Consider the following 25,061-nt stretch of genomic DNA (forward strand, 5'->3'; position numbering starts at 1 on the left):
CGCTCTGTTTCGGGGCCTGGAAAAGAAAAGCCCCGCACGAGGCGGGGCTTTTCATCACGCTAGGAGTCTCAGACCTGGACGGCCGGGATCTTCGCGTTGGCGGCAGCTTCGCGGAACTCGGCGATCTGGTCGAAGCTCAGGTAGCGGTAGATATCGGCAGACATGCTGTCGATGTCCTTCGCGTAGGCCATGTACTCCTCGACGGTCGGCAGCTTGCCGATGATCGAGGAAACGGCGGCCAGCTCGGCGGATGCCAGGAACACGTCGGTGGCGTCGCCCAGACGGTTCGGGAAGTTACGGGTCGAGGTGGAGACCACGGTCGAACCGGTCTGTACGCGAGCCTGGTTACCCATGCACAGCGAGCAGCCCGGCATTTCCATGCGCGCGCCAGCCTTGCCGTAGATGCCGTAGTAGCCTTCTTCGGTCAGCTGATGGGCGTCCATCTTGGTCGGCGGAGCCAGCCACAGACGGGTCGGAATGCCACCCTTGACCTTGTCCAGCAGCTTGCCGGCAGCGCGGAAGTGACCGATGTTGGTCATGCAGGAGCCGATGAAGACCTCATCGATCTTGCGGCCTTGTACGCTGGACAGCAGGCGGGCGTCGTCCGGGTCGTTCGGAGCGCAGAGTACCGGCTCCTTGACGTCGGCCAGGTCGATCTCGATGACCGCGGCATACTCGGCGTCCTTGTCGGCGTCCAGCAGTTGCGGGTTGGCCAGCCAGGCTTCCATCGCTTGCGCGCGGCGCTCCAGGGTGCGGGCATCGCCGTAGCCTTCGCCGATCATCCAGCGCAGCAGGGTGATGTTGGACTTCAGGTACTCGGCGATGGCCTCTTCCGGCAGCTTGATGGTGCAACCGGCAGCCGAACGCTCGGCGGAGGCGTCGGACAGCTCGAAGGCTTGCTCGACAGTCAGGTCGTTCAGACCTTCGATCTCGAGGATGCGGCCGGAGAAGATGTTCTTCTTGCCTTTCTTCTCGACGGTCAGCAGGCCAGCCTGGATCGCGTAGTAGGGGATGGCATGGACCAGGTCACGCAGGGTGATACCCGGTTGCAGCTGGCCCTTGAAGCGCACCAGAACCGATTCGGGCATGTCCAGCGGCATGACGCCGGTGGCAGCGGCGAAGGCGACCAGGCCGGAGCCGGCCGGGAAGCTGATGCCGATCGGGAAGCGGGTGTGCGAGTCGCCGCCGGTGCCGACGGTGTCAGGCAGCAGCATGCGGTTCAGCCAGCTGTGGATGATGCCATCGCCCGGACGCAGGGAGACACCGCCGCGGGTCATGATGAAGTCCGGCAGGGTGTGGTGGGTCTTGACGTCGATCGGCTTCGGATAGGCAGCGGTGTGGCAGAAGGACTGCATCACCAGGTCGGCGGAGAAGCCCAGGCAAGCCAGGTCTTTCAGCTCGTCGCGGGTCATCGGGCCGGTGGTGTCCTGGGAACCGACGGTGGTCATCTTCGGTTCGCAGTAGGTGCCCGGACGGACGCCCTGGCCTTCGGCCAGACCGCAGGCGCGGCCAACCATCTTCTGGGCGAGGGTGAAGCCCTTGCCGCTGTCGGCCGGCGCTTCCGGCTTCTTGAACAGGTCGGACGGGGCCAGACCCAGCTCGGCGCGGGCCTTCTCGGTCAGGCCACGGCCAACGATCAGCGGAATACGGCCGCCGGCGCGGACTTCGTCCAGCAGGACCGGGGTCTTCAGCTCGAAGGTGGTGACCACTTCGCCGCTGTCATGACGCACGACCTTGCCTTCGTACGGGTAAACGTCGATGACGTCGCCCATGGCCAGGTTGGTGCAGTCGAATTCGATCGGCAGGGCGCCGGCGTCTTCCATGGTGTTGTAGAAGATCGGGGCGATCTTGGTGCCGAAGCAGAAACCGCCGCCGCGCTTGTTCGGCACGTAGGGGATGTCGTCGCCGAAGAACCACAGCACCGAGTTGGTGGCGGACTTGCGGGAAGAACCGGTACCGACCACGTCACCGACGTAGGCAACCGGGAAGCCCTTGGCCTTGACCGCTTCGATCTGCTTCAGCGGACCGACGGAACCCGGCTGGATCGGCTCGATGCCGTCGCGGGCCATCTTCAGCATGGCCAGGGCGTGCAGCGGGATGTCAGGGCGCGACCAGGCGTCCGGAGCGGGGGACAGGTCGTCGGTGTTGGTTTCGCCGGGGACCTTGAACACGGTCAGGGTCAGCTTTTCGGCGACGGCCGGACGGGCCTTGAACCACTCGCCATCGGCCCAGGATTGCAGCACGGCCTTGGCGGCGGCGTTGCCTTTCTTGGCGCGCTCGGCGACGTCGTGGAAGGCGTCGAACATCAGCAGGGTGTGCTTCAGCTGCGCGGCGGCGACTTCGGCCAGCTCGGCGTTGTCCAGCAGCTCGACCATGGTGGTGATGTTGTAGCCACCCTGCATGGTGCCCAGCAGCTCGAGCGCGCGGGCCTTGGTCAGCAGCGGGGAAGTGGCTTCACCCTTGGCGACGGCGGACAGGAAGCCGGCCTTGACGTAGGCAGCTTCGTCCACGCCCGGCGGTACGCGGTTGGTGATCAGGTCGAGGAGAAATTCTTCTTCGCCGGCCGGCGGGTTCTTCAGGAGTTCGACCAGACCAGCGGTCTGTTCGGCGTTCAGCGGCTGGGGCACGACGCCCTGGGCGGCACGCTCTTCTACGTGTTTGCGATAGGCTTCAAGCACAGTATTTCCCTCATCAGTGGTCCCGGAGGACGCGTATCCAGGAGACCCCTCCGATCCATTCGTCAGGCATGGTGGACGGTAATCCACTGACCTACGACGGCACCGGCGATCTCCGGGCAGAAGCTGTTTTCAAAGTTTTACGCCGGGGTGGCCTGGGACTGATGGGGCTGGGCGCTTGAGGGAGGCGCCCAGACCGCGCGGCTGCCGGAATCTGTGCTTCGTGACGCTTTGAAAACAGCTTCTTTCGGACAATGACGCCAAAAAGGCGCAGCCATTCTAATGGAATTAATGGGCCTTGGTAAGCCGATTTGCGTGGCGCCCGAGGGTGATCTTGCCTAGACAAAGGGCTAACATGCCCGCTTTGCCAGCTATCTGTTCAGCCATGTCTTCGCAACGCATCAAAACCCCCTGTGTCGGGCTCTGCTCGACGGTCTATGGCGACCTGGTCTGCCGTGGCTGCAAGCGCTTCCACCACGAAGTGGTGAACTGGAACCGCTACGGCGACGAAGAGAAACGGGCGGTCCTGAGCCGTCTGGAGATCCTGCTGACGCAGGTGATGATGGCCAAGCTGGAAGTCTTCGATGCGTCCTTGCTGCGCAGCCAGCTGGAACAGCGGCAGATCCGCTTCGTGCCCGAGCAGTCGCCGTATTGCTGGGCCTACCAGCTGATCGCCCGCGGCTCGCGGATGATCAACCAGGTGGAAGCCTACGGCCTGGCGTTGCTGCCGGAGTTCCGCGAATGGCCGCTGCCGGATCTGCGCGATGCCATCGACAAGGAGTTCTTCATCCTGTCCGAGGCGCATTACGAGCGTTATATCGCGCCGAGCTTCCTGGCTGAGGCGCTGGAGTCGCGGGTCTGACTGTCTGCCGCCTGCCCATAAAAAAAGCGCCCGACGGGCGCTTTTGTTTTTTGTAGGAGCGAGCTTGCTCGCGAACTGGATTTTCCGGCAGCTCCAGCGCTGTGCTGGTTCGCGAGCAAGCTCGCTCCTACAGGTCAGGCTTCTGCGCGGTTTTCAGGGCTTGGCGGCGATCTCCTCCAGGTGGGCGATGATGTCGTCCGGCTTGAGCACCAGGATGTCGCTTTCCAGCGTATCCAGCACCACTTCCGCGGTGTTGCCGATCAGCGCGCCGGCGAACCCGGTGCGCGCCACGCTGCCGATCACCGTTACCGCCGCATCGAGGTTATGCGCTGCACGGGGGATCAGCACGTCCGCCGGGCCTTCCTCGATGTGCAGGTGCTGGTCGTCGACGCCGTATTCCGCCTGGAACGCCTTGCACGCCTCGCGGTACTTGGCCTCGATGGTCTCGCTGAGCTGGAAGGTCGGGTCGGCCGCCGAGAGCATGGGCGAGGGATGCGCGCTGATGACGTGCAGCTGACCGTGGGCGAGGCCGGCGATGTCGTAGGCGTGGCTGACGATCCCGGCGTGCAGCGTACGGTGCTCGACGTCGTTGTTGCCCACGTCCACGGCAGCGAGGATGTTGCGTCCGGCCCAGGGCAGGCTGGTCTTCACCAGCAACACCGGGGCAGGGCAGAAGCGCAGCAGCTTCCAGTCGTCCGGGGTGAGCAGGGCTTTCTTCAGTGGGTTGTCCGGGCTGTGCTGCTTGATCACCAGCCCGCAGCCTTCGGCTTGCTGTTCGGCGATGATGGTCTGGTGCAGGTTGTCCTTCCAGGCCTGGCGGCTGGAAGCGCTGAAACCTTCCTGGCGCAGCACCTCGGCGACTTCCTCGAGCTTGGCGCTGTAGTCGGCGCGCCGCTCGCAGGCCAGCAGGTGCAGGTGCGACTGGGTCACGCTGGCGATCAGGCGGGCCCGTTTCAGCGCGAGACCTTCCGGCTGGTCCGGGTCCACGACTACGAGGATGCTACGGATGGCTTGCATGATCGTCTCCCTTCGTGCGCGTTGTTTATGTGGAACAACTGTAGTCGGGATATCTCGTTCATGACGTTGAGGCATATCAACGCCGGAAGCTGGTTCCGCGCGGCGGCATTCGTATAATGCTCCGCCTTTATGACACCGGCCAGCGACGGGCGGGTGCGCCAAGTGTTTGCGCGGCTGCGCGTCGGTCTGCGGGTTGGAGAAAGTACATGTTGTCTGAAATCAGGGAATTTCTCGGTTGTGCCACGCCGGATGCGTGGGTGGAAGCCGCGCTGCGGGATCAGGCGGTGATGCTGATCGACCACAAGAACAACGAGTTCAAGGCTGCCAGCACGGCCCTGGCCCTGATCGCCAAGTACAGTGCCCACGAGGAACTGGTGAACTTCATGTCGCGCCTCGCCCGCGAGGAACTGCGTCACCATGAGCAGGTGCTGGCAATCCTGAAGAAGCGCGGCATCCCGCTACGGCCGATCTCCGCCGGTCGCTACGCTTCCAGCCTGCGTACCGTGGTACGCAATCACGAGCCGCAGAAGCTGGTGGATACCCTGATCGTCGGCGCCTTCATCGAATGCCGCAGCTGCGAGCGTTTCGCCGCGCTGGTGGATCACCTGGATGCCGACCTGGCGAAGTTCTACGGCTCGCTGCTGAAATCCGAGGCGCGGCACTTCCAGGGTTACCTGAGCCTGGCGCGCCGCTACGGCGATGACGCCGACATTGACCGCCGCGTGGCGGAGATTCGCGAAGTGGAGGCTGGACTGATCCAGTCGCCGGACAGCGAGTTCCGTTTCCACAGCGGCGTGCCCGAAGTGCAGGCGGCCTGATTCTCCCGCCGGAATGAAAAAGCGCCCAGTCGGGCGCTTTTTTCTTGGTTCTTCGTAGGAGCGAGCTTGCTCGCGAACAGATTTCCCGGCAGCCAGGGCGCTGGGCTGGTTCGCGAGCAAGCTCGCTCCTACAGGTTCAGTCCTTGACCTTGAGGTCCAGCGCCAGATCGCGCGCCGCCTTGGTAGCGAGCACGCCCATCAGCTGGCCGATCTCGTCCTGGCGGCTGCTGGCACCGGTCGGGCCGCCAGCCATCATCACGCTGGGTACCGGCGCCTGGGCGGCAGCTTCAGCCCAGACCTTGTTGATGGCGATCAGTGCGTCGAGCTTGGGCTGCAGCGCGCCGTCCGCCTTGATTACCGCTTCGCGGGCATAGGCATCGGCGTCGGCGGTGATCTTGGTGGCCTGTGCCGTCACGGCAGCTTTGTCGCGCAGCAGCTCGGCGGTTTGTTTCTCGATCTCGGCGCGCTGCTTCTCGCGCTCGGCGTTGATTACTGCCAGCTGCTTCTCGGTCTCGGCCTGGGTGGTGCGCTCGATCTGGTCACGCAGGGTTTCCTGGCGCTTGGCTTCCACTTCCTTCTCGCCGCGAGCGGTGACCAGCAGCTTCTCTTCCTCTTCCTTCAGGCGGTTCTGACGAGCCACGGCCAGCTCGGCCAAAGCCTGCTGAACCTTGACCATGCGCTGCTTGTACTGCGGGTTGGGGTCGACGTTGGTGATGCGTGCCTCCACCACTTCCACGCCGAACTTGCGGAATTGCTGCTGCTTGCGTACCGGGATGCCCTTGGTGTCAGTGACCTTCTCGGTGACGAACTGGCTGGCGTTGTTGTCGCCGAAGCTGCCCTGTTCGGTGCCGGCCTGGAGGATGGCGGTCTGATGCGGGACGGCGCCGCGCGGGCCACGGACTTCCTTGCGCTTGATCAGGTAAAGGCCGTCGTTGAGCTGGTTCTCGAACTCTGCGGCGAATTCGCTGCGGGCGCCGGCGTAGTAGTCGTCGGCGGTCATCAGTGAGGCGGTGGCCTGGAGGGTTTCCTTGATTGCCGGGACCAGCGCGGTACGGATGAAGTTGTCCGGGTTGCGATATTCCTGGGCCATCTTCAGGAACTGGTCGCCGCCGGGCAGGCGGAAGCGCGCGGAGGACTCGACCTTGGCGTCGACGTTGCCGAGGAACACGATCGGGAAGGCTTCGATGGTGGCGCCGAGGCCATCGTTGTCGGGGTTGTTGTCGTTGTCGTCCATGATCAGTACGGACTGCACGCTGATGGCTTTCTTCCAGGTAGTGGCACGGCCGAACCATTTGGTGGCGTAGCCGACGTCGTCGACGATCTTCTCGTCGCCGAAGATGGTCCGCACGTGGGTCATGAAGCCGGCTTCGTTATAGAAGAAGACGCCGTTGAACAGGATGAAGGCGGCGGCGACCAGTGCCAGGGGCAGGGCGCCGAACTTGATGAGGTTTCCCTTGCTGAACATGTTTCTTCCTTGAGTGAGCAAACCGCGAATGCTGCGCAGGGCGGTTGGTGCCGGTCAAGGAGAAATGTCTGACAGTGCGGGTGAGTTAGCGCCAAAAGGCCACCATTGCGGTGGCCCGGGGCTTCACAGGGGGAAAGGCGCCTGCTGCATGCCTTGTTCGTCGGCCTCCAGGGCCCAGCCCTGGCTGTCCCAGTCGCCGAGGACGATGCGCCGCGCGGGGCGACCGTCAATTTCCAGTTCGTGGACGGCAGGGCGGTGGGTATGGCCGTGGATCAGGATGCGTACGCCCTTGTCGCGCATGATGCGCTCCACTTCCGCCGGGGTGACGTCGACGATCTCGCTGGCCTTCATGCGAGTCTGCGCGCGGCTTTCCTTGCGCAGCTTGCGCGCCAGCTTGTGGCGGGCGGCCAGTGGCAGGTGGCGCAGGATGAACAGGGTCAACGGATTGCGCAGCCAGCGGCGCAGCTTCATATAGGCCACGTCGAGAGTGCACAGGCTGTCGCCATGCATCAGCAGGACTTGCTCGCCGCCCAGATCGATCAGGCTCGGGTCGCGCAGCAGCTTGCAGCCGGCCTCACGGCAGAAGGCCTGGCCGATCAGGAAGTCGCGGTTGCCGTGCATCAGGAAGATGCGCGTGCCGCTATCGGACAATTCACGCAGGGCGCGGGCGATGGAGTGCTGGAACTCGTCCATGCCATCGTCGCCGATCCAGGCTTCGAAGAAGTCGCCGAGGATATACAGCGCCTCGGCCGTGCGGGCCCGGGTAGAGAGGAAATGCAAGAACGCCCGGGTAATGTCCGGGCGTTCCGCTTCGAGATGCAGGTCCGAGATGAACAGGACGCTCATCGACTCACTCGCCGATGACTTCTGCTTTCTCGATGATCACGTCGTCGGCCGGTACGTCCTGGTGGCCGGAGCGCATGGTGGTGGCGACGGTCTTGATCTTGTTGACCACGTCCATGCCGTCCTTCACTTCACCGAACACGCAGTAGCCCCAGCCCTGCACGGTCGGTGCGCTGTGGTTGAGGAAGTCGTTGTCGGCGACGTTGATGAAGAACTGCGCGCTGGCCGAATGCGGCTCCATGGTGCGGGCCATGGCGACGGTACCGATCTTGTTGCCGACGCCGTTGTTGGCTTCGTTCTTGATCGACTTGCGGGTGGACTTCTGCTTCATGCCCGGCTCGAAACCGCCGCCCTGGATCATGAAGTTGTTGATCACACGGTGGAACACGGTGTTGTCGTAATGGCCGGCCTTCACGTACTCCTTGAAGTTGGCGACGGTTTCGGGTGCCTTGTCGTCGAACAGTTCAAGGGTGATATCGCCGAAGTTGGTCTGCAGTTTGACGGTGGTAGTCATCAGGGAATTCCGCTCTTTGGAAAAATCGAAGGCCTGTCAGGGGGTTGACAGCTTCGGCTATGATAAGCGCTTTGGTTTGGCCGGCCTACCCTGGCTGAACGACAGCATGATCAAGGACACCATGAGCAAGCCTACCGCCGATACGAAAGAAGCCACTGTTGCCGCCAACTTCCTACGCCCCATCGTCCAGGCCGACCTGGACAGTGGCAAGCACCAGAAGATCGTCACCCGCTTCCCGCCGGAGCCCAACGGCTACCTGCATATCGGCCATGCCAAGTCCATCTGTCTGAACTTCGGCCTGGCCAAGGAGTTCGGCGGTGACTGCCACCTGCGCTTCGACGATACCAATCCGGCGAAGGAAGACCAGGAATACATCGACGCCATCGAGGCCGATGTGAAGTGGCTGGGCTTCGAGTGGGCGGGCCAGGTGCGCTATGCGTCCAACTACTTCGACCAGTTGCATGACTGGGCAGTGGACCTGATCAAGGCCGGCAAGGCCTTCGTCTGCGACCTGAACGCCGAGGAAATGCGTGCCTACCGTGGCTCCCTGACCGAACCGGGCAAGAACAGCCCGTTCCGCGACCGTTCGGTGGAAGAGAACCTGGACCTGTTCGCTCGCATGAAAGCCGGCGAATTCCCGGATGGCGCCCGCTCGCTGCGCGCGAAGATCGACATGGCCTCGCCGAACATCAACCTGCGCGACCCGATCCTCTACCGTATCCGCCATGCCCATCACCATCAGACCGGCGACAAGTGGTGCATCTACCCCAGCTACGACTTCACCCACGGTCAGTCGGATGCGATCGAGGGCATCACCCACTCCATCTGCACCCTGGAGTTCGAGGATCACCGCCCGCTGTACGAGTGGTTCCTGGCCAACCTGCCGGTCCCGGCCCAGCCGCGCCAGTACGAATTCGCGCGCCTGAACCTGAACTACACCATCACCAGCAAGCGCAAGCTCAAGCAGCTGGTCGATGAAAACCACGTGAATGGCTGGGACGACCCGCGCATGTCGACGCTGTCCGGCTACCGTCGCCGTGGCTACACCCCGGCGTCGATCCGTGCCTTCTGCGACATGATCGGTGTTAACCGTGCCGGTGGCCTGGTGGATATCGGCATGCTGGAGTTCGCCATCCGTGACGACCTCGACGCCAACGCCGGCCGCGCCATGTGTGTGCTCAAGCCGCTGAAGGTGGTCATCACCAACTACCCGGAAGGCCAGGTCGAGAACCTCGAACTGCCGCGCCATCCGAAGCAGGACATGGGCGTGCGCGTGCTGCCGTTCAGCCGCGAGATCTACATTGATGCCAGCGACTTCGAGGAAGTCCCGCCGGCCGGCTACAAGCGCCTGATCCCGGGCGGCGAAGTGCGCCTGCGCGGCAGCTACGTGATCCGTGCCGACGAAGCCATCAAGGATGCCGAAGGCAATATCGTCGAACTGCGCTGCAGCTACGACGAGAACACCCTGGGCAAGAACCCCGAGGGTCGCAAGGTCAAGGGCGTGATCCACTGGGTACCGGCCGCCGAGAGCGTCGAGTGCGAGGTGCGCCTGTACGACCGCCTGTTCCGCTCCGCCAACCCGGAGAAGTCGGAAGAGGGCGGCAGCTTCCTCGACAACATCAACCCGGACTCCCTGGTGGTGCTCCAGGGCTGCCGCGCCGAGCCGTCGCTGGCCAGCGCCACTGCCGAGGATCGCTTCCAGTTCGAGCGTGAAGGTTACTTCTGCGCGGATGCCAAGGACTCCAAGGCTGAAGCCCTGGTCTTCAACCGCACCGTGACCCTGCGCGATTCCTGGGGGCAGTAACGGATGGCTGACTTGCAGATCTACAGCACGCTGTCCAAGACCAAGGACAGCTTCAAGCCGCTGGTGGGCAACCAGGTACGCATGTACGTGTGCGGCATGACCGTGTACGACTTTTGCCACATCGGCCATGCCCGCGTGATGGTGGCGTTCGACGTCATTGCTCGCTGGCTGCGCCATCGCGGCTATGACCTGACCTATGTGCGCAACATTACCGACATCGACGACAAGATCATCCGTCGCGCCCAGGAGAACGGTGAATCGTTCGAAGACCTGACCGCCCGCATGATCGCTGCGATGCATGAAGACGAGGCGCGCCTGTCGGTCCTGCGTCCGGACATCGAGCCGCGCGCCACCGGCCATATCGCCGGCATGCACGAGATGATCCAGACCCTGATCGACAAGGGCTACGCCTACGCGCCGGGCAACGGCGACGTCTACTACCGGGTTGGCAAGTTCGCCGGCTACGGCAAGCTGTCGCGCAAGAAGATCGAAGACCTGCGCATCGGTGCGCGGATCGAGGTCGACGAATCCAAGGAAGACCCGCTGGACTTCGTGCTCTGGAAAGGCGCCAAGCCGGGCGAGCCGAGCTGGGAGTCGCCCTGGGGCGCCGGGCGTCCGGGTTGGCACATCGAGTGCTCGGTGATGTCTACCTGCTGCCTGGGCGAGACTTTCGACATCCACGGCGGCGGCCCGGACCTGGTGTTCCCGCACCACGAGAACGAGATCGCGCAGAGCGAGGCGGCCACCGGCAAGCTCTATGCGGCCAGCTGGATGCACGCCGGCGCGGTGCGCGTGGATGGCGAGAAGATGTCCAAGTCCCTGGGCAACTTCTTCACCATTCGCGAAGTGCTGGAGAAATACCATCCGGAAGTCGTGCGCTTCCTGCTGGTCTCCAGCCACTACCGCAGCCCGATCAACTATTCCGAAGACAACCTCAAGGAAGCGAAGGGCGCACTGGAGCGTTTCTACACCGCGCTGCGCGGTCTGCCGCAGGTGGCTGCCGAGGGTGGCGAGGAGTTTGTTGAGCGCTTCGGCAATGCAATGGATGACGACTTCGGTACGCCGGAAGCGGTTGCCGTGCTGTTCGAGATGGTCCGCGAGGTCAATCGTCTACGCGAAAGTGACCCGGCGGCAGCGGCTGCTCTCGCGGCGCGCGTGCGTGAGCTGGGTGCTCTGCTGGGCGTGCTGCAGCTGGGTGCCGACGAGTTCCTCCAGGCCGGCGCTGTCGGCAAGGTCGACGCCGCGCAGGTCGAGGCGCTGATTCAGGCTCGCCTGGATGCCCGCGCGGCGAAGAACTGGGCTGAATCCGACCGCATCCGCGACGAGCTGACCGCTCTGGGCGTCGTGCTGGAAGATGGCAAGGGTGGCACTACCTGGCGTCTCGCCGAGTAAAGTTGTCCTGGAAATGAAAAAGGCCGCTGATCAGCGGCCTTTTTCTTGCTCGTCGAAAGCCTGTCAGGTGTGCAGGTGTTCGGCGGCGTACAGCGTGTTTTCCAGCAGGCAGGCACGGGTCATCGGGCCGACGCCGCCCGGCACCGGGGTGATCCAGCTGGCGCGCTCGGCGGCAACGTCATATTCAACGTCGCCCACCAGCTTGCCGTCGGCCTGGCGGTTAATGCCCACGTCGATGACGATGGCGCCTTCCTTGATCCACTCGCCCTTCACCAGGCCTGGCTTGCCGGCGGCCACGACCACCAGGTCGGCGCGGCGTACGTGATCGGCCAGGTCGCGGGTGAATCGGTGGGTCACGGTGACGGTGCAGCCGCCCAGCAGCAGTTCCAGTGCCATGGGGCGGCCGACGATGTTCGATGCGCCCACTACCACAGCGTCCATGCCGTAAAGATCGACGCCAGTGCTTTGCAGCAGGGTCATGATGCCTTTCGGGGTGCAGGGGCGCAGCAGCGGGATGCGCTGGGCCAGGCGGCCGATGTTGAAGGGGTGGAAGCCGTCCACGTCCTTGTCCGGGCTGATGCGCTCCAGCAGTTGGGAGGCATCGAGGTGGGCGGGGAGGGGCAGCTGGACGAGGATGCCGTCGATGGCCGGGTCGGCGTTCAGGCGGTCGATCAGTGCCAGCAGCTCTTGCTGGGTGGTGCTGGCGGGGAGGTCGTACGCCTGGGAGAGGAAGCCGACCTCTTCACAGTCCTTGCGCTTGTGCGCGACATAGACCTGAGAGGCGGGGTCGCTACCGACCAGGATCACAGCCAGGCCGGGGATGCGCAGTCCTTGCTGGCGGCGTTCATTGACGCGTTGGCCAATCTGCTGGCGGAGGCTGGCGGCGATCGCTTTGCCGTCGATCAGTTTTGCAGTCATGTCGGGGGGATAACCATTAAGGCGGGAGAAAAGAAGGCGCGCATTTTCGCATGCTGCCTCCATAAGGCAAAGGCGGGAGCCCCTGATTTGGCGTAACTCCTTTATCTCTTTGAACTTTTTTTAAAAAAGTTGTTGACGGGGTATGGCCTCATCGATAACATGCGCCCCGCTTGCCGAGCACAGCCTGAAACACGAAAGAGGCGGTGCCAACCGATCTGGTGGTAACGCCAGGTCTGCTTAGCAAGGGTTGCCGCCACTAAAGCGCCCGTAGCTCAGCTGGATAGAGCATCCGCCTTCTAAGCGGATGGTCGCAGGTTCGAGTCCTGCCGGGTGCGCCAAGTGGCGTTCGGTACAAGCAAATGTAATATGGTGGGCGTAGCTCAGTTGGTAGAGCACAGGATTGTGGCTCCTGGTGTCGTGGGTTCGATTCCCATCGTCCACCCCATATTCCGAAGCGCCAGGCCCAGAGCCTGGCGTTTTCGTTTCTGCGGTACCCTGCGGACGTGGTGAAATTGGTAGACACGCCGGATTTAGGTTCCGGTGGCGCAAGCTGTGAGAGTTCGAGTCTCTCCGTCCGCACCATCTTCTTTCCATAAGCTCTCGCATCCGTGAATTTCCGCAGCTTCCACTCGGGGTGACTTCTGCATTTCTAGCTACTAGAATGCTTGCCCTTGATTCTGGGAGCCGGAAGGACCGGCTTACGTCTGTGCCACGAGGAATATCCATGCAAGTTTCCGTTGAAAGCACCTCCGCTCTTGAGCGCCGCATGACCGTTGGCGTGCCGGCCGAGCGCATCGAGACCGAAGTCAACAAGCGTCTGCAGCAGACCGCTCGTCGCGCCAAGGTTCCTGGCTTCCGTCCCGGCAAGGTGCCGATGAGCGTGATCCGTCAGCGCTATGAAGCCGCCGCTCGTCAGGAAGCCCTCGGTGACCTGATCCAGGAAACCTTCTACGAAGCCGTGGTCGAGCAGAAGCTGAACCCGGCTGGTGCCCCCTCCGTCGAGCCGAAAGTGTTCGAGAAAGAGAAGGGCCTTGAGTACATCGCTACCTTCGAAGTCTTCCCCGAGTTCCAGGTTGCCGGTTTCGACGGTATCAAGGTCGAGCGCCTGCAGGCCGACGTGGCTGACGCCGATCTCGACAACATGCTGGAAATCCTGCGCAAGCAGAACACCCGCTTCGAAGCTGTTGACCGCGCCGCTCAGAACGACGACCAGGTGAACATCGACTTCGTTGGCAAGATCGATGGCGAAGCCTTCGCTGGTGGTTCCGCCAAGGGCACCTTGCTGGTGCTGGGCTCTGGCCGCATGATTCCGGGCTTCGAAGAAGGCCTGGTCGGCGCCAAGGCCGGTGAAGAGCGCGTTCTGAACGTAACCTTCCCCGAGGACTACCAGAACCTGGACCTGGCCGGCAAAGCCGCCGAGTTCACCGCTACCGTCAACAGCGTCGCCGAGCCGAAGCTGCCGGAACTGAACGAAGAGTTCTTCGCTCTGTTCGGCGTCAAGGAAAGCACTCTGGAAGGCTTCCGCACCGAAGTTCGCAAGAACATGGAGCGTGAGCTGCGTCAGGCCATCAAGTCCAAGGTGAAGAACCAGGTGATGGAAGGTCTGGTAGAGACCAACCCGATCGAAGTTCCGAAAGCCCTGATCGGCAACGAAGTCAATCGTCTGCGCGTCCAGGCTGTCCAGCAGTTCGGTGGCAACATCAAGCCCGACCAACTGCCGGCCGAGCTGTTCGAGGAGCAGGCCAAGCGCCGCGTCGTGCTGGGTCTGATCGTCGCCGAGCTGGTCAAGCAGCACGAGCTGAAGGCTGATGAAGCCCGCGTTCGCGAAATGATCGAAGAGATGGCTTCCGCTTATCAGGAGCCGGAACAGGTTGTTTCCTGGTACTACAAGAACGACCAGCAACTGAACGAAGTTCGCTCGGTTGTACTGGAAGAACAAGTTGTAGATACTGTCCTGCAGAAGGCCAATGTGACCGACAAGCAGGTATCCTACGAAGACGCGGTCAAGCCTGCAGAAGCTCCGCAAGCGGCCTGATCCTTCGCTTCGTTCGATTGTCACAAGCCAGCCTTCGGGCTGGCTTGTGCGTCTATAGAGACATGACTTTTTATTAGGGAGTGATCGTCGGACATGCATAATCCTTATATGCCGCAAGTTCCGAACATTCAGGCCGCTGGTGGTCTGGTGCCGATGGTGGTGGAGCAGTCCGCCCGCGGTGAGCGTTCCTACGACATCTATTCGCGCCTGCTGAAGGAGCGGATCATCTTCCTGGTGGGCCAGGTAGAGGACTACATGGCCAACCTCGTGGTTGCCCAGCTGCTGTTCCTCGAGGCCGAAAACCCGGACAAGGACATCCACCTCTACATCAACTCCCCGGGTGGTTCCGTGACTGCTGGCATGTCGATCTACGACACCATGCAGTTCATCAAGCCCGACGTGTCCACCATCTGCGTGGGCCAGGCGTGCAGCATGGGTGCCCTGCTGCTGGCCGGCGGCGCCGCTGGCAAGCGCTACTGCCTGCCGCATTCGCGCATGATGATCCACCAGCCGCTGGGTGGCTTCCAGGGCCAGGCCTCGGATATCGAGATCCACGCCAAGGAAATCCTCTTCATCAAGGAACGCCTGAACCAGGTGCTGGCGCACCACACCGGCCAGCCGCTGGATGTCATCGCCCGCGATACCGATCGTGACCGCTTCATGAGCGGCGACGACGCCGTCAAATACGGTCTGATCGATCAGGTCTTCACTCAGCGTCCTTCCGCCAGCTGAGTCTCTCCGCTGTACCGCGGCCGGTAATCCGGCCGCTCGCGGGCTTGAAAATGCCTGCGAATGCCTTCATCTTGTCCTTCACGTATATCCCCGATTGGAACGATCGAATGACTGACACCCGCAACGGCGAGGACAACGGCAAGCTGCTGTATTGCTCCTTCTGCGGCAAGAGCCAGCACGAAGTGCGCAAGTTGATTGCCGGCCCCTCGGTCTTTATCTGCGACGAGTGCGTCGACCTGTGCAATGACATCATCCGTGAGGAGGTGCAGGAAGCACAGGCAGAGAGCAGTGCGCACAAGCTTCCGGCGCCGAAAGAGATCCGCACCATCCTCGATCAGTACGTGATCGGCCAGGAACGTGCCAAGAAAACCCTGGCAGTAGCGGTGTACAACCACTACAAGCGTCTGAACCAGCGTGAGCGCAAGGACGACGTCGAGTTGGGCAAGAGCAACATCCTGCTCATCGGGCCGACCGGCTCGGGCAAGACCCTGCTCGCCGAGACCCTGGCGCGCCTGCTCAATGTTCCCTTCACCATCGCCGATGCCACCACCCTCACCGAGGCTGGCTATGTGGGCGAGGACGTCGAGAACATCATCCAGAAGCTGCTGCAGAAGTGCGACTACGATGTCGAGAAAGCCCAGATGGGTATCGTCTACATCGACGAAATCGACAAGATCTCGCGCAAATCCGACAACCCGTCGATCACCCGCGACGTCTCCGGCGAAGGCGTTCAGCAGGCTCTGCTGAAGCTGATCGAAGGCACCGTGGCTTCCGTGCCGCCCCAGGGCGGCCGCAAGCACCCGCAGCAGGAGTTCCTGCAGGTCGACACCCGCAATATCCTGTTCATCTGCGGTGGCGCGTTCGCTGGCCTGGAAAAGGTCATCCAGAACCGTTCCACCAAGGGCGGCATCGGTTTCAATGCCGAGGTTCGCAGCCAGGAAGCGGGCAAGAAGGTCGGTGAGGCGCTGCGTGAGGTCGAGCCGGAAGACCTGGTGAAATTCGGTCTGATCCCCGAGTTTGTCGGCCGCCTGCCGATCATCGCGACCCTTGACGAGCTGGACGAGCCTGCGCTGATGCAGATTCTGACCGAGCCGAAGAACGCGTTGACCAAGCAGTACGCCAAGCTCTTCGAGATGGAAGGCGTGGACCTCGAGTTCCGCCCGGACGCGCTCAAGGCTGTCGCCCGTCGCGCGCTGGAGCGCAAGACCGGCGCCCGCGGCCTGCGTTCGATCCTCGAAGGCATCCTGCTCGACACCATGTACGAGATCCCCTCGCAGAACGATGTCAGCAAGGTGGTGATCGACGAAAGCGTTATCGAGGGCTCCTCCCAGCCGCTGCTGATCTACGAGAACAGCGAGCAGCCGGCCAAGGCTGCACCTGACGCCTGAAACCAGAAGGGGCCCTAGGGCCCCTTTTTTCTTCCCATCTACCGCGCTTGTTTTTTCCCAGTCCTAACCCCATCTTAGGCCGAAGGGTCCAATCCCATCGTTTTGGCCAAGTGCCGCTGTAGAGCCGAATATCATGAAAACACTCGTCGAGTTGCCCCTGCTGCCCCTGCGTGACGTAGTGGTGTATCCGCACATGGTCATCCCGCTGTTCGTGGGGCGTGAGAAGTCCATCGAGGCCCTCGAGGCCGCCATGACCAGCGACAAGCAGATCCTGTTGCTGGCGCAGAAGAATCCGGCCGACGACGATCCGGGCGCGGACGGTCTGTACCGGATGGGTACCGTGGCCACCATCCTGCAACTGCTGAAGCTGCCCGACGGTACCGTCAAGGTGCTGGTGGAGGGCGAGCAGCGCGGCCAGGTAGAGCGTTTCATCGATGAGGAAGCCTACTGCCGCGCCGAAGTTTCGATCATTGACGAGGCGACCGTCGGCGAGCGCGAGTCCGAAGTCTTTACCCGCAGCCTGCTCAGCCAGTTCGAGCAGTACGTGCAGTTGGGCAAGAAAGTCCCGGCCGAAGTCCTGTCCTCGCTCAACAGCATCGACGAGCCCGGCCGTCTTGTAGACACCATGGCCGCCCACATGGCGCTGAAGATCGAGCAGAAGCAGGAAATCCTCGAGATCACCGAGTTGTCCGCCCGCGTCGAGCACGTGCTCGCCATGCTGGATGCCGAGATCGACCTGCTGCAGGTCGAGAAGCGCATCCGCGGCCGCGTGAAGAAACAGATGGAGCGCAGTCAACGCGAGTACTACCTCAACGAACAGATGAAGGCCATCCAGAAAGAACTGGGTGACATCGACGAAGGCCACAACGAAGTCGAGGAGCTGAAGAAACGCATCGACGCCGCTGGCCTGACCAAGGAAGCCCTGGCCAAGGCCACTGCCGAGCTGAACAAGCTCAAGCAGATGTCGCCGATGTCCGCCGAGGCGACCGTGGTGCGCTCCTACATCGACTGGCTGGTGAATGTGCCGTGGAAGGCCGAGAGCAAGGTGCGCCACGACCTGGACAAGGCCGAGGACATCCTCGACGCCGACCACTATGGCCTGGAAGAGGTCAAGGAGCGCATCCTTGAGTACCTCGCCGTGCAGAAGCGCGTGAAGAAGCTCAAAGGCCCGGTACTCTGCCTGGTCGGCCCTCCCGGCGTCGGCAAGACCTCGCTGGCCGAGTCCATTGCCCGCGCGACCAACCGCAAGTTCGTGCGCATGGCCCTGGGTGGCGTACGTGACGAGGCCGAGATTCGTGGTCACCGTCGTACCTACATCGGTTCCATGCCCGGTCGTCTGATTCAGAAAATGACCAAGGTCGGCGTGCGCAACCCGCTGTTCCTGCTCGACGAGATCGACAAGATGGGCAGTGACATGCGCGGCGACCCCGCGTCGGCGCTGCTGGAAGTGCTCGACCCGGAGCAGAACCACAACTTCAACGACCACTACCTCGAAGTCGACTACGACCTTTCCGACGTGATGTTCCTCTGCACGGCGAACTCCATGAATATTCCGGCAGCGTTGCTGGACCGCATGGAAGTCATCCGCCTGCCGGGTTACACCGAGGACGAGAAGATCAACATCGCCTCGAAATATCTTGTACCGAAACAGACTGCGGCCAATGGTCTCAAGAAGGGCGAGGTGGTCTTCGAGGAAGCGGCAACCCGTGACATCATCCGCTATTACACCCGCGAAGCCGGCGTGCGTAGCCTTGAGCGCCAGATCGCCAAGGTCTGCCGCAAGGCGGTCAAGGATGGTGGCAAGGCCAAGCGCATCGAAGCGGTGGTGACGCCGGATTCGCTGGAAAACTACCTGGGCGTGCGCAAGTTCCGCTACGGCCTGGCCGAGCAGCAGGACCAGATTGGCCAGGTGACCGGCCTCGCCTGGACCCAGGTGGGCGGCGAATTGCTGACCATCGAATCAGCCATGGTTCCCGGCAAGGGCGCACTGACCAAGACCGGCTCGCTGGGCGACGTCATGGCGGAGTCCATCACCGCCGCGCTGACCGTGGTTCGTAGTCGTTCGAAGAGCCTGGGCATCGCCCCGGACTTCCACGAGAAGCACGATATCCACATCCACGTGCCGGAAGGTGCGACGCCCAAGGACGGCCCTAGCGCGGGCATCGGCATGTGCACCGCACTGGTTTCGGCGATCACCCAGATCCCGGTCCGCGCGGACGTTGCCATGACTGGCGAGATCACCCTGCGGGGTCAGGTGCTGGCCATTGGTGGCCTGAAGGAAAAACTTCTGGCTGCGCACCGGGGTGGAATCAAGACGGTGATCATTCCCGAGGAAAACGTACGAGACCTTAGGGAAATTCCGGATAATATTAAGGCCGATCTTGTTATTAAACCGGTTAAATGGATTGACGAGGTCCTGCAAATTGCGCTGCAATACGCCCCGGAGCCCTTGCCCGATGCGGCTCCCGAGATGGTTGCAAAGGATGAGAAGCGCGAGTCTGATTCCAAGGAGCGAATCAGCACGCATTAGTTGGGGGGCTTTCTTGACACTGTTTTTGAGCCCTTGTTATAAAGCGGCACTTGCTTTGTCAGTTGGCAAACCAGCACCTGCTTTTGCTTACACCTAACACATAGAAACATACTCAACAGAAATAAGGGGACTTAGAGTGAACAAGTCGGAACTGATCGATGCTATCGCCGCATCTGCTGATATCCCGAAAGCTGTTGCCGGTCGCGCTCTGGACGCGGTGATCGAGTCCGTAACTGGCGCCCTGAAGGCTGGTGACTCCGTCGTACTGGTAGGCTTCGGCACCTTCGCTGTCAAAGAGCGCGCTGCTCGCACCGGTCGCAACCCGCAAACCGGCAAGCCGATCAAGATCGCTGCTGCTAAGATCCCGGGCTTCAAGGCCGGTAAAGCCCTCAAGGACGCTGTCAACTAAGCGTCTTTTTGGACTTGACCTGGACCGGTTCAACCTCGGTTGGGCCGGTCACGGAGCGATGACCCGGCTGGCGTAGGTCGGTTGGAATCATCAGGGGTCACGGGCTCAATGCCCGCAAGCTCCACCAGTTACGAGAAGGCGCATCCTCGGATGCGCCTTTCTTATATCCGCCTTTTTTCCACGCCGCGCCGCCATTGACGGTGAGCCGTGGCCGCGTCGGGGGCCGCATGCTGCAAAACATCAGGGACAATTCCCAAGGCTGGATCACCAAGACCATCCTGGGCGTGATCGTTGTCCTCATGGCTTTGACCGGGTTCGATCAGATCATTCGCGCAACCCACCACGAGAACGTCGCTGCTCAGGTCAACGGTGAAGACATCGGTCTGCCGGAACTGCAGCAGGCCGCGGACATGCAGCGTCGCCAGCTGATGCAGCGCCTGGGCAAGGACTTCGATTCGTCCATGCTCGACGACAAGCTGCTCAAGGATTCCGCGCTGAAGTCGCTCATCGAGCGCAAGCTGATCCTGCAGGCCGCCCAGAACGACAAGTTCGCCTTCTCCCAGCAGGCGCTGGATCAACTGATCCTGTCGACTCCTGAATTCCAGGTGGAGGGCAAGTTCAACGCCGACCGCTTCGACCAGGTCATCCGCCAGATGGGCTATGACCGCATGCAGTTCCGCCGCATGTTCGGCGAGGAAATGCTGATCGGTCAGCTGCGCGCCGGCATCGCCGGTACCGGCTTCGTCACCGACGACGAGCTGAATGCGTTTGCCCGCCTGGAGAAGCAGACCCGCGACTTCGCCACCCTGACCCTCAAGGCCGACCCGGCCAAGAGCAAGGTCGGGGACAGCGAGATCAAGGCGTACTACGACGCCCATAGCACCGAGTTCATGACTCCCGAGCAGGTCACCATCGACTACGTCGAGTTGAAGAAGTCGGCCTTCTTCGACCAGGTCGAGGTGAAGAAGGAAGATCTCGATGCTCTCTATCAGAAGGAAATCGCCGGCCTGGCCGAGCAGCGCGACGCCGCGCACATCCTGATCGAGGTGAACGACAAGCAGAACGACCAGCAGGCCAAGGCCAAGATCGACGAGATCAAGGCGCGCCTGGACAAGGGTGAAGACTTCGCCAAGCTGGCCAAGGAGCTGTCCAACGATACCGGTTCTGCGGCCAACGGTGGTGACCTCGGCTTTGCCGGTCGTGGCGTGTATGACCCGGCCTTCGAGGAGTCGCTGTATGCGCTGAAGAAGGGCGAAGTCTCTGCCCCGGTGAAGACCTCCTACGGCTGGCACCTGATCAAGCTGCTGGGCGTCGAAGCGCCGGAAGTTCCGACCTTCGATAGCCTCAAAGCCAAGCTGGAGCACGAAGCCAAGGCCCAACTGGTCGAGCAGCGTTTCGTCGACGCGACCAAGCAGCTGGAAAGCTCCGCCTACGAAGCTTCCGATCTGGGCCAGCCGGCTCAGGACATGAGCCTGAAGGTGCAGACCAGCAAGCCGTTCGGCAAGGAAGGTGGTGAGGGCGTGACTGCCAACCGCCAGGTCATCCAGACTGCTTTCAGCCCCGAGGTGCTGGAAGAGGGTGCCAACAGCGGCGCCATCGAACTGGACCCCGACACCGTAGTTGTGCTGCGCGTGAAGGAGCACCACAAGCCTGAGCAGGAAACCCTGGAGCAGGTGAGTGCCGATATCCTCAAGCGCCTGCAGGTCGAGCACGCTGCCACCGATGCCAAGGCTCGTGGTGAAGCGCTGCTGGCTGGTCTGCGCGATGGCAAGATCCCGCTGACCCAGGCCCAGGAAGGCCAGGACTGGAAGGTCGTGGAAGCAGCCGCCCGTGGTCAGGAAGGTGTCGATCCGGTCGTGCTGCAGAGCGTGTTCCGCATGGCTCGCCCGGAAGGCGCCGGCAAACCCGGCCTGGGTGGTGTCGCGCTGCAGAACGGCGACTTCGTGTTGGTCAAGCTCAGTGGTGTGAGTGAGCCGGAGGCCAAGCCGACCGAGGAAGAGAAAGCCATGTATCAGCGCTTCCTCGCCTCGCGTAGCGGCCAGGACGATTTCTCGGCCTTCCGTCGCTACCTGCAGGATCAGGCGAAGATCGAGAAGTTCGACGACGCCAAGAAGTAAAAGACAGGGCCGCGCAAGCGGCCCTTGTTTTATCGGGTACAAGAAAAAGGCCGCATCAGCGGCCTTTTTCTTTGCCTGGGATAAGATCTCAGTCGTCGCCCAGCGGGCCCATGGCGGTGGTGTTGAAGCCGCCATCGACAAAGAGAATTTCGCCACTGATACCGCTGGCCAGGTCCGAGCAGAGGAAGGCGCCGGCGTTGCCGACCTCCTCGATGGTCACGTTGCGCCGCAGCGGCGTCTGCCGTTCGTTGGCGGCGAGCATCTTGCGGAAGCTCTTGATGCCCGAGGCGGCGAGGGTGCGAATCGGGCCGGCGGAGATGGCGTTGACGCGGGTGCCTTCCGGGCCGAGGCTGCCGGCCAGGTAGCGCACGCCGGCTTCCAGGCTGGCCTTTGCCATGCCCATGACGTTGTAGTTGGGCATCGTGCGTTCGGCGCCCAGGTAGGAAAGGGTGAGCAGGCTGCCGTTGCGGCCCTGCATCAGTTCGCGACCGGCCTTGGCCAGGGCGACGAAGCTGTAGGCGCTGATGTCGTGGGCGATGCGGAAGCCGTCGCGGGTGGTCACTTCGGTGAAGTCGCCGTCGAGCTGGTCGCCCGGCGCGAACCCCACCGAGTGGACGATGCAGTCCAGGCCGTCCCACTGTTTCGCCAGTGCGGCGAACACGGCTTCGATGTCCGCATCGCTGGCCACGTCGCACGGGAAGCACCGCTCGGCGTTGGAGCCCCAGCTGGCGGCAAACTCCTCGACGCGGCCCTTGAGCTTGTCGTTCTGGTAGGTGAAGGCGAGCTCGGCACCTTCCCGGTGCATCGCTGCGGCGATGCCGGAGGCGATGGACAGCTTGCTGGCGACACCGACGATCAGTACGCGTTTACCGGCGAGAAATCCCATGTCATTGCTTCCTTGTCTGCTGGGTCAGGCTTGCGTGGGCACCATGAAGGCTGCCTCCAGCAGTTGCTGTGTGTAGGCATGCTGTGGCGCGGCGAAGACTTCCTCCGCCGAACCCTGTTCGACCACCTTGCCGTGGCGGATCACCATCAGCTGGTGACTGAGGGCTTTTACCACCGCGAGGTCGTGGCTGATGAACAGGTAGGTCAGGTTGTACTTGGCCTGCAACCCGCGTAGCAGCTCGACGACCTGGCGCTGCACGGTGCGGTCCAGCGCCGAGGTTGGTTCGTCCAGCAGGATCAGCGCCGGCTTGAGCACCAGCGCGCGGGCGATGGCGATGCGCTGCCGCTGGCCCCCGGAAAATTCGTGGGGATAGCGGTGGCGAGTATCCGGGTCGAGCCCTACTTCCTTGAGCGCCTCGACGATCGCCTGTTCGCGTTCCTCGGGGGTGCCCATGCCATGGATTTCCAGGCCTTCGCCGACAATCTGCCCCACTGACATGCGCGGGCTGAGGCTGCCGAACGGGTCCTGGAAGACTACCTGCATCTCGCGACGCAGAGGCCTGACTTCCGCCTGGTTCATGCCTTCGATGGCCTGGCCTTCGAAGCGGATGCCACCCTGGCTGTTGATCAGCCGGAGGATGGCCAGGCCCAGGGTCGACTTGCCCGAGCCGCTCTCGCCGACGATTCCCAGGGTCTGGCCGCGCGGCAGGCTGAAGTCGATGCCGTCCACCGCCTTGACGTGGTCGACGGTCTTGCGGAACACGCCTTTCTTGATCGGGAACCACACGCGCAGGTCGTCGACCTCCAGCAGCGGCTCGCCGGGCTCGTTCTGTGCGGGTCTACCGCTGGGTTCGGCGCCGAGCAATTCGCGCGTGTAGGGGTGCTGTGGGGCCTCGAAGAGGGTTTCGCAATCGGCCTGCTCGACGATGCAGCCGCGCTTCATCACGCAAACTCGATGGGCGATGCGCCGCACCAGGTTGAGGTCGTGGGTGATCAGCAGCATGGCCATGCCCAGACGCTGCTGCAGGTCGCGCAGCAGGTCGAGGATCTTCAGCTGAACCGTGACATCCAGCGCCGTGGTCGGTTCGTCGGCGATCAGCAGCTCCGGCTCGCAGGCCAGCGCCATGGCGATCATCACCCGCTGCCGTTGGCCGCCGGAAAGCTCGTGCGGGTAGGCCTTGAGGCGGCTGGCGGGATTGGGGATGCCGACCAGGTCGAGCAGCTCCAGCGTGCGCTCGCGGGCCTGGTTGCCGTTCATGCCCTTGTGCAACGCGAGCACTTCGCCGATCTGCTTCTCGATGGTGTGCAGTGGGTTCAGTGAGGTCATGGGTTCCTGGAACACCATGGCGATGCGGTTACCGCGGATGCCGCGCAGCTTGCGCTCGGGCAGCTTGAGCAGGTCCTTGCCGCCGTACTGGATGCTGCCGGAGGGATGGCTGGCGGTGGGGTAAGGCAGCAGGCGCAGGATGGAGTGCGCGGTGACCGACTTGCCGGAGCCGCTCTCGCCGACCAGCGCCAGGGTCTCGCCCTTGCGGATGTCGAAGCTGATGTGCTCGACCGCACGCACTTGTTCGTCGCCGCAGCGGAAATCGACGGACAGGTCGCGGACTTCGATGAGGTTCTCGTTCTGGTTCATGTCACTTCCTTGGGTCAAAGGCATCGCGGGCGGCTTCGCCGATGAACACCAGCAGGCTCAGCATCACGGCCAGCACCATGAAGGCGGTGATGCCCAGCCAGGGCGCCTGCAGATTGGACTTGCCCTGGGCGACCAGCTCGCCCAGCGACGGCGCGCCGGCGGGCAGACCGAAACCGAGGAAGTCCAGGGAGGTCAGGGTGCCGATCGCGCCGGTGAGGATGAAGGGCATGAAGGTGAGGGTGGAGATCATCGCGTTGGGCAGGATGTGGCGGAACATGATTGCCCCGTTGCGCATGCCCAGGGCGCGCGCGGCGCGCACATATTCCAGGTTGCGGCCACGGAGGAATTCGGCGCGCACCACGTCCACCAGGCTCATCCAGGAGAACAGCAGCATGATTCCGAGCAGCCACCAGAAGCCCGGCTGCACGAAGCTGGCAAGGATGATCAGCAGGTAGAGCACCGGCAGGCCCGACCAGATTTCCAGGAAGCGCTGGCCGAGCAGGTCGATCCAGCCGCCGTAGAAGCCCTGCAGCGCACCCACGGCGACGCCGACGATGGAGCTGAGCACGGTGAGGATCAGGGCGAACAGCACCGACACGCGGAAGCCGTAGATCACTCGCGCCATGACATCGCGCGCCTGGTCGTCGGTGCCCAGCCAGTTCTCCGCGGTGGGCGCCGAGGGGGCCGGCACCCGCAGGTCGTAGTTGATGGTGTCGTAGCTGTAGGCGATCGGCGGCCAGAGAATCCAGCCGTCCTTCTGCGCGATCTGCTCGCGCATGTACGGGCTCTTGTAGTTCGCCTCCATGGGGAACTCACCGCCGAAGGCGGTTTCCGGGTAGCGCTTGACCACCGGGAAGTACCATTCGCCGTCGTAACGGATCGCCAGCGGCTTGTCGTTGGCGATCAGCTCGGCACCCAGGCTCAGGACGAACAGCGTGAGGAACAGCCAGAGGGACCACCAGCCGCGCTTGTTGGCCTTGAAACGCGCCCAGCGGCGCTGATTGATGGGAGACAGGCGCAT

The 25,061-nt window shown here is 62.7% G+C and carries 19 protein-coding genes and 3 tRNA genes; 13 read left to right on the forward strand and 9 right to left on the reverse strand.

Features of this window, described 5'->3' with window-relative positions:
• Positions 1-68 precede the first annotated feature (68 nt).
• Complete coding sequence (gene acnB, locus FAS41_RS21720; RefSeq protein WP_138525500.1) at positions 69-2,678, reverse strand: bifunctional aconitate hydratase 2/2-methylisocitrate dehydratase; 2,610 nt, start codon at positions 2,676-2,678, stop codon at positions 69-71.
• Positions 2,679-3,060: 382 nt separating this feature from the next.
• On the opposite strand from acnB, the gene FAS41_RS21730 reads away from it, so the two are divergent.
• Positions 3,061-3,537 (forward strand): DUF1289 domain-containing protein, encoded by a 477-nt coding sequence (locus tag FAS41_RS21730; RefSeq protein ID WP_138216343.1) that lies wholly within the window; start codon positions 3,061-3,063, stop codon positions 3,535-3,537.
• A gap of 153 nt (positions 3,538-3,690) precedes the next feature.
• On the opposite strand, the gene FAS41_RS21735 is transcribed toward FAS41_RS21730, so the two are convergent.
• On the reverse strand, positions 3,691-4,554 hold the full coding sequence (locus FAS41_RS21735) for a universal stress protein (RefSeq protein ID WP_138525501.1): 864 nt from the start codon (positions 4,552-4,554) through the stop codon (positions 3,691-3,693).
• A gap of 206 nt (positions 4,555-4,760) precedes the next feature.
• On the opposite strand from FAS41_RS21735, the gene FAS41_RS21740 reads away from it, so the two are divergent.
• The gene (locus FAS41_RS21740; RefSeq protein ID WP_138525502.1) at positions 4,761-5,372 is read left to right on the forward strand and encodes a MiaE family protein; all 612 of its coding nucleotides are present in this window, start codon (positions 4,761-4,763) and stop codon (positions 5,370-5,372) included.
• 136 nt (positions 5,373-5,508) lie between these two features.
• Here FAS41_RS21740 and FAS41_RS21745 read toward each other — a convergent pair whose 3' ends face one another.
• From FAS41_RS21745 to FAS41_RS21755, 3 genes are all read right to left on the reverse strand, one after another.
• Positions 5,509-6,837 (reverse strand): SPFH domain-containing protein, encoded by a 1,329-nt coding sequence (locus FAS41_RS21745; RefSeq protein WP_138525503.1) that lies wholly within the window; start codon positions 6,835-6,837, stop codon positions 5,509-5,511.
• 123 nt (positions 6,838-6,960) lie between these two features.
• Positions 6,961-7,683, reverse strand: a complete 723-nt coding sequence (gene lpxH / locus FAS41_RS21750; RefSeq protein ID WP_138525504.1) for a UDP-2,3-diacylglucosamine diphosphatase — start codon at positions 7,681-7,683, stop codon at positions 6,961-6,963.
• Between the two features lie 4 nt (positions 7,684-7,687).
• The gene (locus tag FAS41_RS21755) at positions 7,688-8,194 is read right to left on the reverse strand and encodes a peptidylprolyl isomerase (RefSeq protein ID WP_081516469.1); all 507 of its coding nucleotides are present in this window, start codon (positions 8,192-8,194) and stop codon (positions 7,688-7,690) included.
• Between the two features lie 121 nt (positions 8,195-8,315).
• Here FAS41_RS21755 and FAS41_RS21760 point away from each other — a divergent pair, with 121 nt between their 5' ends.
• Positions 8,316-9,998: a glutamine--tRNA ligase/YqeY domain fusion protein gene (locus FAS41_RS21760; protein ID WP_138525569.1), complete on the forward strand. Its 1,683-nt coding sequence runs from the start codon at positions 8,316-8,318 to the stop codon at positions 9,996-9,998.
• 3 nt (positions 9,999-10,001) lie between these two features.
• On the forward strand, positions 10,002-11,390 hold the full coding sequence (gene cysS / locus FAS41_RS21765) for a cysteine--tRNA ligase (RefSeq protein ID WP_138525505.1): 1,389 nt from the start codon (positions 10,002-10,004) through the stop codon (positions 11,388-11,390).
• A gap of 63 nt (positions 11,391-11,453) precedes the next feature.
• On the opposite strand, the gene folD is transcribed toward cysS, so the two are convergent.
• The gene (gene folD, locus FAS41_RS21770) at positions 11,454-12,308 is read right to left on the reverse strand and encodes a bifunctional methylenetetrahydrofolate dehydrogenase/methenyltetrahydrofolate cyclohydrolase FolD (protein ID WP_138525506.1); all 855 of its coding nucleotides are present in this window, start codon (positions 12,306-12,308) and stop codon (positions 11,454-11,456) included.
• 261 nt (positions 12,309-12,569) lie between these two features.
• Here folD and FAS41_RS21775 point away from each other — a divergent pair.
• The 9 genes from FAS41_RS21775 to FAS41_RS21815 all read left to right on the forward strand — a co-directional run bounded on the left by FAS41_RS21775 (position 12,570) and on the right by FAS41_RS21815 (position 21,519).
• A tRNA-Arg gene (locus FAS41_RS21775) sits at positions 12,570-12,646 on the forward strand.
• 31 nt (positions 12,647-12,677) lie between these two features.
• Positions 12,678-12,753 (forward strand) — tRNA-His (locus FAS41_RS21780).
• Positions 12,754-12,805: 52 nt separating this feature from the next.
• Positions 12,806-12,890: transfer RNA gene (locus FAS41_RS21785), tRNA-Leu, on the forward strand.
• Positions 12,891-13,032: 142 nt separating this feature from the next.
• A complete protein-coding gene (gene tig, locus FAS41_RS21790; RefSeq protein WP_054907730.1) occupies positions 13,033-14,343 on the forward strand; it encodes a trigger factor in 1,311 nt (436 codons plus the stop codon).
• 93 nt (positions 14,344-14,436) lie between these two features.
• A complete protein-coding gene (clpP, locus tag FAS41_RS21795) occupies positions 14,437-15,075 on the forward strand; it encodes an ATP-dependent Clp endopeptidase proteolytic subunit ClpP (RefSeq protein ID WP_138525507.1) in 639 nt (212 codons plus the stop codon).
• Between the two features lie 107 nt (positions 15,076-15,182).
• Positions 15,183-16,463 carry an ATP-dependent Clp protease ATP-binding subunit ClpX gene (gene clpX, locus FAS41_RS21800; RefSeq protein WP_017519553.1) on the forward strand — a complete coding sequence of 427 codons (1,281 nt, stop codon included), beginning with the start codon at positions 15,183-15,185 and terminating at the stop codon, positions 16,461-16,463.
• Between the two features lie 133 nt (positions 16,464-16,596).
• A complete protein-coding gene (gene lon / locus FAS41_RS21805) occupies positions 16,597-18,993 on the forward strand; it encodes an endopeptidase La (RefSeq protein WP_138525508.1) in 2,397 nt (798 codons plus the stop codon).
• 136 nt (positions 18,994-19,129) lie between these two features.
• On the forward strand, positions 19,130-19,402 hold the full coding sequence (gene hupB, locus FAS41_RS21810) for a nucleoid-associated protein HU-beta (RefSeq protein WP_003087931.1): 273 nt from the start codon (positions 19,130-19,132) through the stop codon (positions 19,400-19,402).
• Positions 19,403-19,629: 227 nt separating this feature from the next.
• Positions 19,630-21,519, forward strand: a complete 1,890-nt coding sequence (locus FAS41_RS21815) for a SurA N-terminal domain-containing protein (protein ID WP_138525509.1) — start codon at positions 19,630-19,632, stop codon at positions 21,517-21,519.
• Positions 21,520-21,607: 88 nt separating this feature from the next.
• Here FAS41_RS21815 and fabI read toward each other — a convergent pair whose 3' ends face one another.
• From fabI to FAS41_RS21830, 3 genes are read right to left on the reverse strand one after another with little or no spacing between them, the layout of a single operon-like run.
• Positions 21,608-22,405: an enoyl-ACP reductase FabI gene (fabI, locus tag FAS41_RS21820; protein ID WP_138525510.1), complete on the reverse strand. Its 798-nt coding sequence runs from the start codon at positions 22,403-22,405 to the stop codon at positions 21,608-21,610.
• A 24-nt stretch (positions 22,406-22,429) separates the two neighbouring features.
• The gene (locus tag FAS41_RS21825) at positions 22,430-24,040 is read right to left on the reverse strand and encodes an ABC transporter ATP-binding protein (protein ID WP_138525511.1); all 1,611 of its coding nucleotides are present in this window, start codon (positions 24,038-24,040) and stop codon (positions 22,430-22,432) included.
• A 1-nt stretch (position 24,041) separates the two neighbouring features.
• Complete coding sequence (locus tag FAS41_RS21830) at positions 24,042-25,061, reverse strand: ABC transporter permease (protein WP_138525512.1); 1,020 nt, start codon at positions 25,059-25,061, stop codon at positions 24,042-24,044.

It is taken from the genome of Pseudomonas nicosulfuronedens (genome assembly GCF_005877905.1).
Lineage (GTDB): Bacteria > Pseudomonadota > Gammaproteobacteria > Pseudomonadales > Pseudomonadaceae > Pseudomonas > Pseudomonas nicosulfuronedens.

Coding starts and splice junctions, on each gene's coding strand:
- FAS41_RS21730 (WP_138216343.1), top strand. CDS start 3,061: ATGTCTTCGCAACGCATCAAAACCCCCTGTGTCGGGCTCTGCTCGACG.
- FAS41_RS21735 (WP_138525501.1), bottom strand. CDS start 4,554: ATGCAAGCCATCCGTAGCATCCTCGTAGTCGTGGACCCGGACCAGCCG.
- FAS41_RS21740 (WP_138525502.1), top strand. CDS start 4,761: ATGTTGTCTGAAATCAGGGAATTTCTCGGTTGTGCCACGCCGGATGCG.
- FAS41_RS21745 (WP_138525503.1), bottom strand. CDS start 6,837: ATGTTCAGCAAGGGAAACCTCATCAAGTTCGGCGCCCTGCCCCTGGCA.
- lpxH (WP_138525504.1), bottom strand. CDS start 7,683: ATGAGCGTCCTGTTCATCTCGGACCTGCATCTCGAAGCGGAACGCCCG.
- FAS41_RS21755 (WP_081516469.1), bottom strand. CDS start 8,194: ATGACTACCACCGTCAAACTGCAGACCAACTTCGGCGATATCACCCTT.
- FAS41_RS21760 (WP_138525569.1), top strand. CDS start 8,316: ATGAGCAAGCCTACCGCCGATACGAAAGAAGCCACTGTTGCCGCCAAC.
- cysS (WP_138525505.1), top strand. CDS start 10,002: ATGGCTGACTTGCAGATCTACAGCACGCTGTCCAAGACCAAGGACAGC.
- folD (WP_138525506.1), bottom strand. CDS start 12,308: ATGACTGCAAAACTGATCGACGGCAAAGCGATCGCCGCCAGCCTCCGC.
- tig (WP_054907730.1), top strand. CDS start 13,033: ATGCAAGTTTCCGTTGAAAGCACCTCCGCTCTTGAGCGCCGCATGACC.
- clpP (WP_138525507.1), top strand. CDS start 14,437: ATGCATAATCCTTATATGCCGCAAGTTCCGAACATTCAGGCCGCTGGT.
- clpX (WP_017519553.1), top strand. CDS start 15,183: ATGACTGACACCCGCAACGGCGAGGACAACGGCAAGCTGCTGTATTGC.
- lon (WP_138525508.1), top strand. CDS start 16,597: ATGAAAACACTCGTCGAGTTGCCCCTGCTGCCCCTGCGTGACGTAGTG.
- FAS41_RS21815 (WP_138525509.1), top strand. CDS start 19,630: ATGCTGCAAAACATCAGGGACAATTCCCAAGGCTGGATCACCAAGACC.
- fabI (WP_138525510.1), bottom strand. CDS start 22,405: ATGGGATTTCTCGCCGGTAAACGCGTACTGATCGTCGGTGTCGCCAGC.
- FAS41_RS21825 (WP_138525511.1), bottom strand. CDS start 24,040: ATGAACCAGAACGAGAACCTCATCGAAGTCCGCGACCTGTCCGTCGAT.
- FAS41_RS21830 (WP_138525512.1), bottom strand. CDS start 25,061: ATGCGCCTGTCTCCCATCAATCAGCGCCGCTGGGCGCGTTTCAAGGCC.